The sequence below is a fragment of the Streptomyces sp. NPDC005899 genome (genome assembly GCF_040629645.1).
Taxonomy (GTDB): domain Bacteria; phylum Actinomycetota; class Actinomycetes; order Streptomycetales; family Streptomycetaceae; genus Streptomyces.
Map to the genome: position 1 here is coordinate 21,681 of NZ_JBEXWB010000010.1, position 15,047 is coordinate 36,727.

The 15,047-nt window shown below is 68.2% G+C and carries 14 protein-coding genes and 5 pseudogenes; 10 read left to right on the plus strand and 9 right to left on the minus strand.

From position 1 onward, the window contains the following. Nucleotides 1-706: 706 nt before the first annotated feature. Nucleotides 707-979, minus strand: a pseudogene (locus ABZ371_RS02620) (long-chain fatty acid--CoA ligase); the annotation flags it as partial. A 142-nt stretch (nt 980-1,121) separates the two neighbouring features. After that, the gene (locus tag ABZ371_RS02625) at nt 1,122-1,385 is read right to left on the minus strand and encodes a hypothetical protein (protein WP_358672752.1); all 264 of its coding nucleotides are present in this window, start codon (nt 1,383-1,385) and stop codon (nt 1,122-1,124) included. A 1,088-nt stretch (nt 1,386-2,473) separates the two neighbouring features. Between ABZ371_RS02625 and ABZ371_RS02630 the strand changes: the two genes are divergently transcribed. Then, nucleotides 2,474-2,866, plus strand: coding sequence for a hypothetical protein (locus tag ABZ371_RS02630; RefSeq protein WP_358672753.1), 393 nt, complete (start codon nt 2,474-2,476; stop codon nt 2,864-2,866). A 379-nt stretch (nt 2,867-3,245) separates the two neighbouring features. On the opposite strand, the gene ABZ371_RS02635 is transcribed toward ABZ371_RS02630, so the two are convergent. Then, entirely contained in the window at nt 3,246-3,395 is a 150-nt protein-coding gene (locus ABZ371_RS02635; RefSeq protein ID WP_358672754.1) for a hypothetical protein, read from the minus strand. Between the two features lie 521 nt (nt 3,396-3,916). Between ABZ371_RS02635 and ABZ371_RS02640 the strand changes: the two genes are divergently transcribed. Next, nucleotides 3,917-5,035, plus strand: a complete 1,119-nt coding sequence (locus ABZ371_RS02640; RefSeq protein WP_358672755.1) for a PP2C family protein-serine/threonine phosphatase — start codon at nt 3,917-3,919, stop codon at nt 5,033-5,035. Nucleotides 5,036-5,280: 245 nt separating this feature from the next. Here ABZ371_RS02640 and ABZ371_RS02645 read toward each other — a convergent pair whose 3' ends face one another. Next, complete coding sequence (locus ABZ371_RS02645; RefSeq protein WP_358672756.1) at nt 5,281-5,508, minus strand: hypothetical protein; 228 nt, start codon at nt 5,506-5,508, stop codon at nt 5,281-5,283. 42 nt (nt 5,509-5,550) lie between these two features. On the opposite strand from ABZ371_RS02645, the pseudogene ABZ371_RS02650 reads away from it, so the two are divergent. The 4 genes and pseudogenes from ABZ371_RS02650 to ABZ371_RS02665 form a co-directional block, all read left to right on the plus strand. Then, nucleotides 5,551-5,664: pseudogene (locus ABZ371_RS02650) on the plus strand (ATP-binding protein); the annotation flags it as partial. A 57-nt stretch (nt 5,665-5,721) separates the two neighbouring features. Then, nucleotides 5,722-6,258: a GNAT family N-acetyltransferase gene (locus ABZ371_RS02655; protein ID WP_358672757.1), complete on the plus strand. Its 537-nt coding sequence runs from the start codon at nt 5,722-5,724 to the stop codon at nt 6,256-6,258. Nucleotides 6,259-6,371: 113 nt separating this feature from the next. Further along, nucleotides 6,372-6,515 (plus strand): annotated as a pseudogene (locus tag ABZ371_RS02660) (LysR family transcriptional regulator); the annotation flags it as partial. Nucleotides 6,516-6,568: 53 nt separating this feature from the next. Beyond that, nucleotides 6,569-6,667, plus strand: a pseudogene (locus ABZ371_RS02665) (peptide-methionine (S)-S-oxide reductase); the annotation flags it as partial. Between the two features lie 227 nt (nt 6,668-6,894). On the opposite strand, the gene ABZ371_RS02670 reads toward ABZ371_RS02665, so the two are convergent. The 3 genes from ABZ371_RS02670 to ABZ371_RS02680 form a co-directional block, all read right to left on the minus strand. Beyond that, nucleotides 6,895-7,035: a hypothetical protein gene (locus tag ABZ371_RS02670; RefSeq protein ID WP_358672758.1), complete on the minus strand. Its 141-nt coding sequence runs from the start codon at nt 7,033-7,035 to the stop codon at nt 6,895-6,897. 232 nt (nt 7,036-7,267) lie between these two features. Next, on the minus strand, nt 7,268-7,762 hold the full coding sequence (locus tag ABZ371_RS02675; RefSeq protein WP_358672759.1) for a hypothetical protein: 495 nt from the start codon (nt 7,760-7,762) through the stop codon (nt 7,268-7,270). 775 nt (nt 7,763-8,537) lie between these two features. After that, nucleotides 8,538-9,041, minus strand: coding sequence for a hypothetical protein (locus tag ABZ371_RS02680; RefSeq protein ID WP_358672760.1), 504 nt, complete (start codon nt 9,039-9,041; stop codon nt 8,538-8,540). A 245-nt stretch (nt 9,042-9,286) separates the two neighbouring features. Between ABZ371_RS02680 and ABZ371_RS02685 the strand changes: the two genes are divergently transcribed. After that, nucleotides 9,287-11,029 carry an endo-1,4-beta-xylanase gene (locus ABZ371_RS02685; protein WP_358672761.1) on the plus strand — a complete coding sequence of 581 codons (1,743 nt, stop codon included), beginning with the start codon at nt 9,287-9,289 and terminating at the stop codon, nt 11,027-11,029. Between the two features lie 406 nt (nt 11,030-11,435). On the opposite strand, the gene ABZ371_RS02690 is transcribed toward ABZ371_RS02685, so the two are convergent. Continuing rightward, entirely contained in the window at nt 11,436-11,789 is a 354-nt protein-coding gene (locus ABZ371_RS02690; RefSeq protein ID WP_358672762.1) for a DoxX family protein, read from the minus strand. Next, nucleotides 11,786-12,079, minus strand: a complete 294-nt coding sequence (locus ABZ371_RS02695) for a hypothetical protein (RefSeq protein ID WP_358672763.1) — start codon at nt 12,077-12,079, stop codon at nt 11,786-11,788. Before ABZ371_RS02695 ends, ABZ371_RS02690 begins: the two co-directional genes overlap by 4 nt. Before the next feature lie 83 nt (nt 12,080-12,162). Here ABZ371_RS02695 and ABZ371_RS02700 point away from each other — a divergent pair, with 83 nt between their 5' ends. The 3 genes and pseudogenes from ABZ371_RS02700 to ABZ371_RS02710 all read left to right on the plus strand — a co-directional run. Continuing rightward, nucleotides 12,163-13,017 (plus strand): sigma-70 family RNA polymerase sigma factor, encoded by an 855-nt coding sequence (locus ABZ371_RS02700; RefSeq protein WP_358672764.1) that lies wholly within the window; start codon nt 12,163-12,165, stop codon nt 13,015-13,017. A 1,082-nt stretch (nt 13,018-14,099) separates the two neighbouring features. Continuing rightward, nucleotides 14,100-14,516: an ATP-binding protein gene (locus tag ABZ371_RS02705; protein WP_358672782.1), complete on the plus strand. Its 417-nt coding sequence runs from the start codon at nt 14,100-14,102 to the stop codon at nt 14,514-14,516. Between the two features lie 240 nt (nt 14,517-14,756). Next, nucleotides 14,757-14,964 (plus strand): annotated as a pseudogene (locus ABZ371_RS02710) (IS5/IS1182 family transposase); the annotation flags it as partial. Between the last annotated feature and the right edge of the window lie 83 nt (nt 14,965-15,047).

A 15,047-nucleotide genomic window follows, 5' to 3' on the forward strand; every position in this document is an offset into this window, starting at 1 on the left:
AACGCCCTGCCCGCGGACCTGCTGCCGTCGGGTCCGCGGGCAGGGGGTGCCAGGCCACGCACACGATGATCGACGGGTTCTGCGCCACACCAAGAGAGAACCGCACGTGCCGTCCGGACCAGCCCCATTCCACCCCGGAGAGCAGAAGCGGCGCCGGCCACCAGCAGCCACCCTCCATGGCGGACCATGCACGTCACGGAGGCCACGGACGCGAGTTCGACCCCCACCCCTCGCCCCGTGTCCGCGCTGACGCCTACGAAATAAAGGATTCTTCAGTCAGCCGGACCACAGGAAATGCCTGAAGCCTGATCTCACCCTTACTGCCGCCCGTCGAGAATTCAGCCAGGATCGCCGTACTTGCGGCGATCCCCACAACCCCGGAGACGGGGCGCCTATGACTCCCCTTCCTCCCACGACTCATCCCCAGAACCCTCATTACGTGCAGAACATGTGACCGACCAGCGGGCTTCAAAGATCTGTTAAGACTTGGTCCACGACCGTAAAACTGGCGGAAAGCGTTTTGGGATGGTGAAGCGGACATCACCAGGGCAAGGGTTGAGCATAGGAGTTGTCCAGGTCGGGTGCATTTCACTGCTGTGATCTCACCGGCCATGTGATGATCCGGTCCCGTCGGCAGAGCAGATCGCCGGAGCGGGGAGGCCGTCCGATCTCACCGGAGGTCACGCCCCTCCCCGGCGCCCGCCCCTCACCCTTTCCGGAACAACCCCTCGATCTCCCCCGCGAAGCCCCGTGCGATCGCGTCCCGATTCAGCTTCAGCGGCGGCGTCAGGTGACCGTTCTCCTGCGTGAAGTCCACCGGCAGGACCGTGGACTTGCGAATGTACTCGGCGCGCGAGAGCAGGCGGTCGGCCTCGTCCACCGCCTTCTGGAGCGTGGTGCGCAGATTCTCGTCGTGGACCAGGTCGCGCATCGGGATGTCCTGCTTCTTGGTCGTCCGCCGCCAGTGCTGGAGGCCGTCCGCGGGGTGGTGTCGGTGGTGGTGAGAGTCAGTCGCGCTGGTCCAGGAATGGGGGTTACGGGGCTGGTACAGGCCTTCCGTGGTGCCTTTCCATGCCACGCGTTCGGACTTGCGGACATGGCACCACGGAGGGCCTGAAGGGTCACGCCTCTTGCGGGTGGCCGCCGTCTCCTTCGACCACCAAACGCTCGCTCCCGGCCTCTTCATCGCCTTCGGCGATGGTGACGTCAATCCGTCCGTCACCGGTGGTGTCGAACTGATAGAGGTCGGCTTTCCCGTCCCCAGTGGTGTCGATCATCCACACGTCGGGCTTCCCGTCACCGTTCGCGTCAGCACTGAGAACGACATGATGCTCATCGCCCTGAGTCTCGATCACTTCTTCACCCATACCCGTTGTGGTGTCCATGACGGCCGGATGCCCGCGGACGAGGAGCCGAAACGAGCACCTTCAGACCAGGTGAGGAGACGACGCCCCGTCGCCCGCTTCCGGAAGCGGCTATGCCCCCGAGCTCACTTCACGGGCAGCTGCTGCTGTGGGGGCGTCAACCACTCCAGGTGACGCAACGCGCATGGGACGGCTCGCACCGTTCGGACTCGATTTCCCTTTGATACGCCTCGTCCACATTGACCGACTCCCCACCGCCACTGCAGGCGAAAACACAAGCTGGGTAGACCGGCTGCAGCCATACCAACAGGTGGTTATCAGGGGAGTCAGCCCTAATGCAACAAAGGGGTACATCCACGTAAGAGGACCCGCGGCAGGAAGGATCCCACCGGAAAGCGTACGGCCGGAACCTTCCCACCCCGCCCCTACGGGACCTTCCCACCGACGAGCCCTTCCTGGCATTCCCCATCGTTGACGTCGCCGGCCGAATCCGCCGCGCTCCCCCACCTTGGGAGCGCGCTTCCGGGCTGGATCTCCAGCCCCTTTCGGCGCCCACTGCAAGGGCTTGGCCATACAGCGGACGGCGGGCGGGGCAGCTCGCCCGTGTCGCGTTTCTGTGTAGCTGATGCATCAGCTGGATGCGGCAACTGCCGTTGGCGAAAATCATGCGGCGCCTAAAGACCTTCTCGGCAGCAAGAATATCTCCTCCGAACCGAAACGGTGGGTCCGAAAAGAAACCCGTGAGAAATGGACTCCAGATATCAGAAATCCGAATTTCCACCGTGCGGAGGTACCGGAGCCGAACGGCCCCAGGGCCGGGCGGCGGAACCGCCCACTGGGGTCGGCAACGTCTCCTGGCTTGGGAGCGTCACGGCGGGGCGCGTCCCCGGCTGTCTCACCCTCTCAGACCCGGACCGCCATATTCGAGCGCTACCACCGCGGGTCGCGCCACGACCAGGACCAGCTCACCACCTGAGCCCCGCCGCCCGGCGTGCCAGTACCTCCACCTGGGCAGTGGTCGTGGCCGGCCCGGCTCCCGCCTCGGATACCGTGTAGCACTACGGGGTGCCATAACGGATGTGACGCCCCTCACCGGAGGTAGTCAGCGTATGAGTTCAAAGCGCAGCAAGAATCCAGCCCTGCCCGTACTTGACGACGCATTCCGACTGGCGTCGGTCAAGGACGCCGAAGAGTCCACCCGTGACTTGGCCGCGCGGCTGGCCACCACCGAGCTGCGCCGCGTTTCCCACCCGGGCCGGCTCACCTGGGAGCCCACCGATGAGGCCGAGCCCGTGCCGGTCCCGCCGACTGTGGTCGACGGTGACGGGGACCTGTGGCTGCGGGACCGGGGCACTGGCACCTGGACAATGCCCGAGTTCGACCCGAAGGAGTTCCCGGCCCGCTGTGGCGAGGTTCTGACGTGGGACCAGCTCGCCCGCGAGTTCGGCCCGCTGACCGCACTGGCCGACGACCGCCGCATCGGCGGCGGCCGGCGTCGCTGACCGCGCAGCCTTTCAGGATGGTCGCGCCCCCTGGAGCTCCCGCTACAGGTAGCTGGGAGCTCCAGCTCACCCCGCAGCCCGACGATGGCGGCGAGCAGGTGAGCGTGGTGGCATGCGACCGCCTCGAGCAGCGCGGTGCGGGCCTGGCGCCACCCGATGTCCTCGGTGCGGCCGGCGTCGGTGGACCTGGCGGGTAGCGGTCGGCCTCCAGTTGGCGTGGTGAGCGCGCGGCCCGGCTCGCCGATCGACTGCTGCCAGTCGGCCAACTGCCCGAACAGGCCGCACCAGCTCGTCGAGGGCGGCCTCCGGGCCGGCGCCGGAGACCAGCGCTTCTGCGCCGGTCTCGGCCAGGCCGTCTTCGTCCAGGTCCTCGAGGGCCTCACGCCACGGAGCGGCGCAGCATCGAAAGGGGCCAGGGCAGCAGTGCCTGGAGCTCGTCAGCGTGGGCAACGATCCACACCGCTTCGCGCAGCTCCGCCTCGCAGGCGGCGGCAAGCTCGGCTTCGGCCACGTCGAGAGCCGTGCACACCGACCGGCGGCACAACCGGCTGCCAGAAACCGCTTGTGGTGGCTGAGGGCTGGGACCTGTCGGCGGGCTCGGCTCCCATGACGTTCAGTGCCACCTGGCCGACGGCTCCGCCGGTGTGTTTCGAGGACCTTGTCTGCGGCAGCGGCGTTCGACAGCACCGTCTCGGCCGCGCCGATCGTGCGGGCCGACTTCAGCGTCTCCTCACCCCGGGCCGGGGCCGTCATCCGCTACAACTGGATAGTGACGTGGTCTCGCCCACCCGCGAGTGAGCCTCGACGCCCGACTACGGGGAGCCCTGTTCCTGCCGCCTACGCCAGTACATGGACGCCCGGCGCGGGTGCTGGCGCTGGCCTGGGCCAACCGCTCCAGCAGGCGGGCCGTGTGTCGGGCCGCCGGGAGAGGGCGGGTGCGCGGAGAGTGGAAGTATGCTTCCGGACATCCGTCGTCGCTGGACCGCCCGTCTCCGTAGAGCAGCCCGGTGGCGTGGTCTGCCACCGGGAGACGAGCGCGAACCTCTGCTCGTGCGCTACGGCAGGGCGGCCTGGATCCTTCCCGCAGCATTCCTGATCACCATGGTGCTGGTCGGTGAGCTGACGGGGCCCTCCATCCGGGTGGGCAACTGGCTGATGATGGCTCCCCTGCTGGCAGCAGGAGTGGCCTCCCCCAAGGTCACCACAGCGTTCGGTCTCCTTGTGCTCATCCTCAACAGATGGGCCGACGCGACCTTGCCGACGACAGACCTACGGACCGAGGACTTCCTGCTGGAGATTTTCGCGGTCCTGCTCGCCATTGTCATCGCGGTGCTGCGCGCACAGGCCCATTCCTACGTACTCCATCTGCGGAGCGCTGCGGATACCACCCGCCAGGTGCTGCTGCGCCCCATCCCACAGGGCTGGGGCGGCATGGAGTCGGCCGCCCGATACCTTGCGGCCGACGTCGAGGCCCGGGTGGGCGGCGACTTCTACGAGGTGCTGGCCACCCCCCACGGTGCGCGCGCCCTCCTGGGAGACGTCCAGGGAAAGGGCCTGCCGGCCGTCTCCACCGCAGGGGCGGTCGTGGGCGCCTTCCGGGAAGCCGGCTACCACGAGCCCGACCTCCACGTAGTGGCCAGCCGCATGGAATGGGGACTGCGCCGGCACAACTCGCTGCGATCCGCGTGGGGAGATCAGGAAGAACGCTTCGCCACTGCCGTGGTGATCGCCTTTCCACCCAGTGTGGACAGCATTCAGGTGGTGAACTTCGGACACGAGGGCCCACTCGTGATCGGCCCCCGCGGCGTGCGGCGACTACCGCAGGAGCAGGGCCCGCCGGTCGGTATGGCAGAGCTTACCGACAGCCCGCCAGTGGTCTGCCGACTGCCTTTCGACCAGCAGGAGACCATCCTGCTCGTCACCGACGGCGTGACCGAAGCACGCAACCGAACCGGCGAGTTCTTTCCCCTGCGCCAGTGTCTCGAGCAACTGCACGTCGCCCACCCCGACGGAATCGCCCCCTCACGCCTGCTCAGCCTCATCGTCGACGCCCTCCTCCACCACACCGGTGGCCGCCTCACCGACGACGCCGCCCTCCTCGCCCTGCGTCCGCTTCCCGCACGAACAGGTCACCACAGCCGCGGCCATGACGGTACGAACTACAGTTAGCGCCGTTCGTTCGGTCCACTTCCGACGCAGCAGACCGGACAGGTTCCAGCAGGTCCGGATCACCTACCGCGGCTTCCTCTCAGAACTGCTGAGGACCCAGTGCGACGACCGGGCCCGCGCAGGACGGAAAGGCAGCCGGCGCCCGTTCCCGTCGGGCACGAGGAGGGCCTTGACGCCGAACCAGGACCTGGGCGGCTTCCACAGCAGCAGGTGACCAGCACCCCGGTACTGCTCGACTACCAGCATCACACCTGGCTGGAGAACACCGCCCCCTGGCCCAGGTCATCGCCGAGGAGAGCGGCCTTCCCGCCGACGACCCAGCCAGCACCGCCCTCGCCCGCTTCGCCCTCGAAGCACCCCGCATCGCACGCGACCACCCCGACACCGCCGCGGCTCTCAACGCCGCCTTCGATCTCCTCGAACACGGCTGGCAGAACACCGCCCTGGCCCGACCGGCGCAGCAGAACGAGCACGTCACCACATTGTCCTGAGACCTGCACGAGCAGGTACCCGAGTGGGACAAGACCTTCGGCGACGCCCGGCTCTGCCCGGCCATCGCCGATCGCATCACCTTCCGCCGCACCCTGATCCGGACCGGCACCGATTCCTACCGGTTCCAGGCCACTTAGATTCCCTCTTCCCACCACAATGAACCCGGAAGAACATCCGCCGGGAGAGGCACAGCAATGCACAGCAAACCGGAGAACGGCGTCATCGGAGGCGACCTGACCTGCCTCATCCCGGCCACCGAAGCACATCTGTCTCTGCTCGCTGGCTGGTTCGCCGACCCCGAATTCGTACGAAACTGGGGCGGACAGCCCCTCACCCGCGACGAAGTCGCCGCGAAGTACACGGGACGACGCCGCCCCGACGTGGAGTCCTTCCTGATCCTCGCCCGGACCATCCCGGTCGGCTATGCCCAGTACGCACCCGCAGGCCCCGGCCAGGGCAGCATCGACATGATCCTTCTGCCTCAGGCCCAGGGCAGAGGCCTCGGCCCCGACGCAGCCCGCGCACTCGTCCGGCATCTTCATACGGTCCTGGGCTGGACGCAGGTGACCGTCGATCCCGAAGCATCCAACACCCGCGCCATCCGGGCCTGGACAAGAGCGGGCTTCCGCCCGGTCAGCCGGCAGGGGACCCAACTGCTGATGGAATGCCGCCACGACCACAGCATCTCGCCGACGGAGACTCACGGCGAGACCTTCCCGCCCGGGGCCTGAACATAGACGGGCCCCAAGCCACGTCTCGCCAGTGAGGCAGCCCAGGGCCCACCCCCCGAACACATCGACACCCCCACAGCCTCGGCTCCGGACACTCCACTCAGCGGGGAGCGCCCCGGGGCGCTCCCATCCCCGCCGGCCCCACCGTGAGCACCCTCCAGACCACCTTCGTCCCTACCACCGGCCTTCAGGACTCCTTCCTCTCCCTCGTGCGGCACCGCAGCCACGAGACCGCGCGCATCCGTGCCTTCTGCCAGCCCTGGCCACCGTCGCCGACGTCCCGGGGTGACCACGCGGCCCCGGATACACGGTGTCTCTGGCCCGTCGCATCCCCGAGCTCCCCACCCCGGAGCAGGCGCGCGGCCGCCAAGTGCCCGAGTTCAACGTCCCCTCACGCCACACGGTCGTGACGTCGGTGTCGCCGGCGAAGCACCCACGGACGATGGCGGCCGGGGTTGCCGACCGGGGCGGGGCAAGGCTCTTGTCTCTTGCGTCGCCGACGGCGTTATGGAGGCCGGCACCCACATCGGCAAGATCATCGTGACCGTCCCACACTGACAGGGGACAGTCGCCCCCTACCGAACCGGAACGGATCCGCAGGGACGACGTGATGCGTCAGACGCATCCCCACACCTGCTACCTGATGGGCTCCTCGATGACCGGCTCCCGGTCGTCGTCGACGTCGACGTCGACGTCGGCGAACTCCGGCTGCGGAGCGGGGACGACGGCGGCCGGGCGCGGCGCGGGGAGCACGACCGGGGTCACCAGCTCGTCCACGACGACGACGACGTCGGCGGGCGGCGGCGGCCGCGGCTCGAACTGGCCCCAGCAGCAGTGATGCGGCCGGCCGCCGCAGCCGCGTTGATCTTCATCTCAGAAACTCCGCACCTTCCCTTCGTCGAAGAGCTGGATATCTCGTCCGGGCTGCCGCGGGGTCCCGGCCGTGAGGAAGCCGCACCAGCTCGGAGTCGTCGTCGGCCTGGTACAGGTAGAGCCGCACGGGGCGGCCTCACAGGGACATCCAGCAGTAGAGCTGATCGCCGGCGTCGTGAGCCCGTCTAGCAAGCAGGATGAGCTCTTCGGCCAGTGGCTGCATGTCTTTGACGCGTGCTCCCCGCAGTTCCTCGGCTCGCACCCACCTGGCGACGACAGTGGGTACTTCGGAGTCGCGTACTCCTGCCAGAGTGTCTCGTGCCAGGGGGCGGAGTTCCGATACCCACGGTCCCGTCACCCACGGGTCATCCTCAGTCTCGGGGCTGTTCGGGCCGGGAGCCGGGACGGTCGGCCACACGGTCGTCCCTTCCACCAGATCCACTCGCCACTCGATCTGACGGATAGCAGCGATCAGCAGGGCCAGGATGACGGCCGGATCCACGCGCTTGGCTTCGACTCCGTCGAACACGGGGGGCTTCGTGCACAGTGGTGACCCACCATCCGTCTGCTCCAGCGCCCGCACAACCGACGCGGCATCCACCGCGCGGAAGTAGTCAGCCAGACCGCCCATCGCTCTTCTCCCGTTCTCCGGTTCAGCCCTTGACCGTCCGCGCCGAGACCCCCTCGCCCAGCACGAGCAGTTCGGCCGCCTTCGCCCGCTCGCGTTCCGCCGGCGAACGGCAGACCGAGTCGTACTCGGACTTGACCCGGGCCCCGGCCGGGGCATCCGGCCGTGATGGCGGTGTTCACACCGTACGCACTGAAACAAGCGTGCTCGACAACTGGTGGCAGTGTTCACCGGCAAGCACAAGGACCGCCTGGTCAAAGCCGCCGGGGTGGCCTCGGTCGATCTCGTCCGCGCAGGCGACACCTGGCGGGCCGCCCACTCCCGGTGCACCCGCCGGCACGACATCGTCCCCTGCCGGCCGGTAAGCCGCCGGTGAGGGCCGGGACCTGCAGCCGGTCAGCTTGACCGGTCCTCTGCCGGCTCTCAAGCTCGCCAACTGGTCCGCGGAACGCGTGGCCACTCCGTCGCCACTCCCACGAACGGGCGGTCCACCAGCGGGTCTCCAACGCTGCTGCCACGATGCTGGACCATGTGGACCTCAAAAGAGGCGCAGGGCAAGTCGATCCCGCCCATCGTCATCGACGCACGGCTCGGCTCCGAGTGAGGTACCGCCGCGGGCGCCGCCGCGTGGCGCCCGCGGCTGCACGTGGTCCTGCTCGATCGGGGCCGGCGCATGATCCGGGACAGAGACGGCTCCGGGAGGCACCACGGCCAAAGGCCGAAGCCACCTTCGGCCGCCGGCGATGCGCAGCGGCCGAAGGGGCTCCCGGGTCTCGGTTCAGCTCGGTGAGGGTGTGGGCGCGACAGGCCCCACAGCGTCGTCGATCACGGCCTGGGGCACCTCAGCGGGCGGCTTGCCCTTCTCGATGCGGTCGACGACGGGGGCGATCGCGTCGTACATCCGCTGGGAGAGCTCCTTGATGGAGCGGTCCGCGTATACGCCCTCGCTGATGTCTTCCTCCAGGGTCTTGAGGTAGTCCACGAGCTGGGCGCCTGTGAGGGTGATCTCGACCAGGCGCCGGTCCTTCGCGGGCCCGCTGAGACTGCGAGGCTTGGCGTCCTCATGCGAGTCAGCGTTGACGCGACCGGGTTTCGTCCGGTCCCACAGGTCCTTGGTGCAGACGATCTTGAAGGAAGCGACTCCGGCGGCCTTCCGGAGGCGCTCCGAGTGCCCGGCGGGCGGATCATCCGCGCAACCGGTTACAAGAGTCAAGGCGGTAACGGCGGCCAGAACGACGGCGGCGGCACGACGGTGACGGCTGCGGATCAGGTTGGTGAGCACCGGCCGATCATCTGCACCCGAGCGTCGGGCCGAACGGAGTTTGTCGCGAGCTCACCAGAACGGGTGACGTGGCGGACTCGGCCTCATCGACGCACAGAGCGGTGGCGTGCTCCGCTCTTGCTCCGGGCCCGCTCCGCCACACGAGCTGGGACGTGCCGCACAAGGCCGCCGTACCCCATACGTGATGAACTGTGGTCCGGCTTCGAGACGTTGATCTCGTCTCGAACAAGAGAGTGGGAGGAACCGTGGACCTTGGTGGGGGGACGTGGCAGCGACTGACCGCCTTGGTGCTCGTCATGGTGGTAGCGGCCGGGTGTACGGGGCAGGGCGAAGGCGCGGGCGGCGGAAACGACGAAGACCTGCTGCGGAACCACGACTGGACGCAGATGCCGGGCACCATCGCGCGGGACGACATCCTGCGGGTCAGCGCATCGGATCGGCACATCGTGGAGCAGGACTCCTCCGGCGGCCAGCCCAACCCCCCGCTGAACCTGGCCGGCCCGCATCTGAGAACCGATGGCGACTTCACCGTCACCGCGCGCATGTCCGGTGTGGGTGACGATGACGGCGACTCATGGCTGCGGCTGTACGGACGGGTACCGGTCATCTACGACGAGTGGCGGCAGGAGCGGCCCTCACTCCGCGTCGGCGTGACCGCCGACGGACAGGTGAAGGTACAGATATGGGACGGCGAGGGCGATGAGCCGGCCACCTCCAAGGATTTCGACTGCGGCTGCTCCGGGACGGTGACGCTCGCCGTGTCGAGCATCGGTGACACCTTCCGCGTAGAAGCCGACGGGCGGCGGCTGGGAACCGTGCAGGACCCGGGGGTGTTCGCCGAGGGCACTGTCTGGTTCGGTCTGGAAGCGGACGCGGGCGAGGACGAGCGCCGCGAGGGGTGGCGTCTGACGCAGTTGACCGCGCGGGCGGAGAGCGGTGACTCGCTCCGCGTGATCAGGGCGCCGCAGCTACGCCAGGAGCGGTCCGACGACTCGCTGCGGGCGCGGGCCGCAGACGTGGGGCGGCCGTTCGACGTCGGCGCCGCCCTGGCCGAGAACCCGCTGTTCACCGACTCACGTTACCGGGCGCTCGCGGGGAGCCAGTTCTCCATGCTCACTCCGGAGAACGCGTTCAAACCACAGTTCCTCCACCCACGCCGGGGCCTCTACGACTTCCGCGACGCCGACCTACTCGTACGCTTCGCCCGCGCGAACGACATGAAGGTGCACGCGCACACCCTCGTCTGGCACGAGGCTCTGCCCGACTGGATGCGGGAGAACGACGACCCCGAGGAGGTGCGCCGGGCCATGCTCCGGCACATCGCCATGGTCGCCGGGCACTTCAAGGGAAAGGTCGCGGAATGGGATGTGGTCAACGAGCCCATGTCCGACGACGAGAAGAGCTACACCAACGGGGATCTCGGTCTGCGCTCCGAGCAGAGCCCGTGGTTCGAGGCCATGGGCGAGGAGTACATCGACGAGGCGTTCAGGGCCGCCCACCGGGCCGATCCGAAGGCGCGGCTGTTCCTCAACGAGTACGGGGTCGAGGAGGAAGGCGAGCGGTGGGACGCCCTTTACGATCTGGTCGATCGGCTCAGGGAACGCGGCGTACCGATCGACGGCGTGGGTTTCCAGAACCATGAGTACGCACCCGGCGACCGCACCGACCCGGAGACCTTCCGCAGCCATGTGCGGGATCTGGCCGAGCTCGGGGTTCAGGCGCGGGTGTCGGAGATGGACGTCTCGATAGGTGAGGACGAGGAGGACGGGCGGCAGACGCAGGCTGATGAGATGGCGGGCAAGCTGCGGGTCTGCCTGGAGGAGCCGAACTGCACATCGTTCTCCACATGGGGATTCACCGACCGGTACGGTTCCACCGCCGACACCAAGGTCTACCCTCCGCGCCCGGCCGATTCCCTGCCGTGGGACGCGGCTCTGCGGCCGAAGCTGGCGTACGAGCGCCTGCTCGAGGCCTTTGACGAGGCGTGAGGAATCAAGGCGCGATCTCTCGGCCGAGTGGGACCGGCTGTCCGCGGAGGCCCGCCGGGAGGTGGACATCCTCGTTCCGTGATCACAGATCGGAGCCGTCCTGGAGGGCCCCTATCACCGGCCTGAGCCGGCGGCAGTCCGGCAAGCTGACGATGGTGGCGGTCGCCTCGGGCCTTTTGGGACCGTGCCTGAGCACGGCCGTCGACGATCGCGGCCCTGTTGGTGACGGCGAAACAGTCTCGATTCGTTGCACGATGTCGGCGCTGGTCGCGCTCGGCTGATGGTGCGGCGGTCGGGGATCTGTCGGGCAGCCCGGTCTCGCCGTGCTTGCCCCAGCGGTTCACCCATGTGGGCGCGCGTGCGCGGGAGATGCCCGCCTGCGCGAAGAGGGGCGCGTCGGAGTGGGTCATAGCTTGCCCACGAAGAAGCTGGTGCTGGCTATCGCGAGGAGCAGGTAGCCGCCCGGGAAAGCGACGTTGTGGAGGACACCTGCGTGGACGTGAGCCAGGACCGCGCCGATGAAGAATGCGGTCAGGCCAGCCCCTGCCGCCAGGCCCAGCCAGTGGACCCCGAGAAGTCCCACGAGAAGGCCGACAGCGCCCGCGAGCTTGAGGGTCGCCAGGTACGGCAGCGCAGCTGCGGGGAGTCGAACCTCTGCGGAATTCGCCAGCACGAACGGTGCTCGCGCGTAGTCCGCGATCGCGATGAACGCGTTCGCGACCACGCAGCCAACAGTGGCGATGACCAGCACGGAGCTCATGAGTGGTACGCCTCGACGAGGGTGAGCGGTTCTGGTGGAACCGGCCCTCCCCCAGCCGGGCTGATCAGTTCTCGCAGCTGAGCGGCTTGCGACGCTCCCCCCGTCGGAATATGTGCTGCCTCCTCCATCTCGAGGGTCATGAAGTCCGGCCCCGACTTGCTGGAGAACGCCGTGCAGCTCACGCCCTGGGGTGATGTCGCCTGAAGGAAGGTGAACACCTTCGCGATCTGCGACCGGACCTCGGCAGCTGTGCCGCTGTAGGCGCCGGACCGAACCATCTGTAGGCTCATGATGTTGTCATCTCCTCGGGGTGCGAACAGGAATGGGTTCAACCGACCGTCCTGACGTCCGCCAGCCCGAAAAGGTGACACCCATGCCGATCACGGCCGAAGAATTCGAGACCGCACGACCGCGTCTGCTGTCGGTTGCCCACCGCATGCTCGGTTCGGCTCATGACGCCCAGGATGCCGTCCAAACGGCATGGTTGCGGGCTGTGACGGCCCGATCCTCACCATCGATCGACAACCCGTCGTCCTGGCTCACGACCGTCACCGCCAGAGTCTGCTTGGACGAGCTGCGTGCCCGACGCCGTCGCGACGAAGCGCCACTGCTCGCGGACGCCATCCCGGCCGCGGAACTGGCCGCGGACGAGACAATTCTCCGCACAGAGGACGTATCCCGGGCGCTCATGGTCTTGTTGAACCAGCTGACCCCACCTCAACGGGTGGCGTACGTCCTGCACGACCTGTTCTCTGTGCCATTCGACCGGATCGCGCACGTACTGGGCGGGACAGTGTCCAGTGCCAAGAAACACGCCAGCAGGGCCCGACAACGCCTCGGCAGCGGCGAGTACGCCTCGGAGTCGAGCGGTCGACCGGATCAGCGGATCGTCGATTCCTTCATGACAGCAGCCCGAACCGGGGACACCCGCAGAATGATCCAGCTGCTCGCGCCCGACAGCGTCCGCGACGCAGACGCAGCACTCCTGCCTCGCGGATCCCGCACCGCCATCATCGGTGCTGGCGACATCGCCTCCGAGACCGTGCACTTCCGTCATCGCATTCAGGCCGCCTGCAGACTGACCGTCAACAACAGACCGGTGTACCTGATCGCGCCAGGAGGACATCCCCTCGCCACGATCGAGATCAGTACGGCCGACCAGAAGGTCACAAGAATCACGTTGCGATCGGCCCGGACCGACAACCATTTCACGGCCGCCCTACCGTAAAGAAACCCCCTGCCCCACAACACGTAGCAGTAGCCGGACTTGCGGGACCGTCCCTGCAGGCGCGGGGAGCACATCACGCCGGCCGCCGGTGCCGCCGCCGGGACCATCCCCGCGAGCGCGAGGATCACCCGGCGATGACTTTGGCCAGGGGCCCCGGCAAGGGGACCATCCCCGGGGGCGCGTGGAGCACTCGTCGTCGTCCTCGGCGTCGGCCTGGCAGGGGGTGGCGACGACATCCTGGACCTGGCCGGACGTGCGGTTCGCGTGCCCGACACGGCGAGCTCGTCCAGACGGCTGGGCGTGCCCTCCAGGCCGTACGCCCTCGGCCACGGTCTCGACCGCTTCGACAAGCCGGGCGGCCACCAGCCCCGCCTTCTCCTGCGCGCGGACCGGGGTTTGCGTACGGAGAAGCCGGGCGCCGGTCTGTGGGTGGCATCCCGTCGTCAACCGCCGCGTGGTCTCCTTCCCCTCCTCGTCCAGGGCCGAGCCTTCGGTCAGCCCGACCGCCGCGAGCCCGCTGTCCATCCACGCGAGAGCCGCGTCGTCTTCCTTCTACAGCGGGTACTCGGGCGCCGGGTCGGCGGACTCCAGACCAACGTTGCCGGACACCACGACCGAGCAGCCGGCCTACTCGTTCAGCCGGTGCTCGACCTGCTCGGCATCGCGAATCGCTGTAACCCAGGCCACCGATCGCTCCCACCCGTGCGCGCCCTGTCGGCGGGGACTGTGTGCTCGCGCCTCTCCGACATTCCCTGGGGCCTCCCTCGGGGAACCCCCGCCGTAGTTCTTCTTCTGCCTCATTCGATCGTGCACCGGAGCAGATTTCGCCTGTGGTCCGGTGCCACCTGTCGGGCGGTATCAGGGGGGCAGTGCGTTCCGAGGGGTGACGTCAGTGGTTCCGACGCAAGGTGCGCGTCGGTCGTCACGGAAATTGTCAGCGGTTCTGCCGCAGGACGAGTCATGCGAGGGATCGAGGGTAAAAGGCCGATGGCAGTCAGGGCATACACGGGGGCGGGGCGAGCGGCGTGAAGCAGGCAGCAGACCATACGGGCCGGCAGTCGCTGCCGCAGAGCGTTCTCTCGGTGTCCGGGGTGTTCGAGGGCAGCGAGGACATCGCTGTCGCCCGGGACCTCACTCGCAGCTTTCTGGCCGATGTCCAGGCTGTGCACGGACTGCCGGTGTCCGGACGGGCGATGGGCATGGTCCAGCTCGTGGTCAGTGAGCTGGTGACCAACGCCCGCAAGTACGCACCCGGCCCGTGCCTGCTGACGCTCGAAGTCGAGGGCGGTTCGGTCGAGGTGACCGTGTGGGACAGCAACCCGACGCCACCGGCCATCCTGCCGCATGACCCGACCCGGATCGGCCAGCACGGGCTGGAGCTGGTCATGGCGATCGGTCAGAGCTTCGCGGTGCACCGCGAACCCGTGGGCAAGCGGATCACCACAGCCGTCATGCTGGCCGACGATCCGGGCGGGGACGTCACCGGCCGCCAGCCCTGACGTCTCCACGCCAGTCATGGGCGGACGGGGGGCACCTGCGGCTCCAGACGGGCCGCCAGGGGGCGGCGAACTCCTCAGCGCGGCCCAACCGGACCCGCCGCGGAGAGCGGGATGGGTGTCTTCCGCGAACGACACCCAGCCCGTCGTCCATCACAACCGGCCAGGGCAAAGACGCGGGGACCAACAGCGGGGCTCCGCGCCCTGTCCCGTAGCCTCTGGTCAGGTTGAGATGATCTTGTCGTGTCTGGCCTGATCACCCCGTCGCAGCCCTCCTGAACAGCCCCCGTTGAGCGGGCTGAGCCCACGCCAGTTCGGCGAACTGATCACCGCGCTCCGGCGAGAGGATGCGTATGCGGTGCGTAAGGGCCGGCCGTACACTCTGCCGCTGGAAGACCGCGTCCTGCTGGCCGCCGCCTACTGGTGCACCCCGACCCTGCGGCAGCCGGCCGCCGCTCTCCGGGTGCAGCCATGATCCCAGCAACGCCGGTGCGGCCGGAGATGTCGTGGAGGGCCTGACGGCTGTGGGGACCA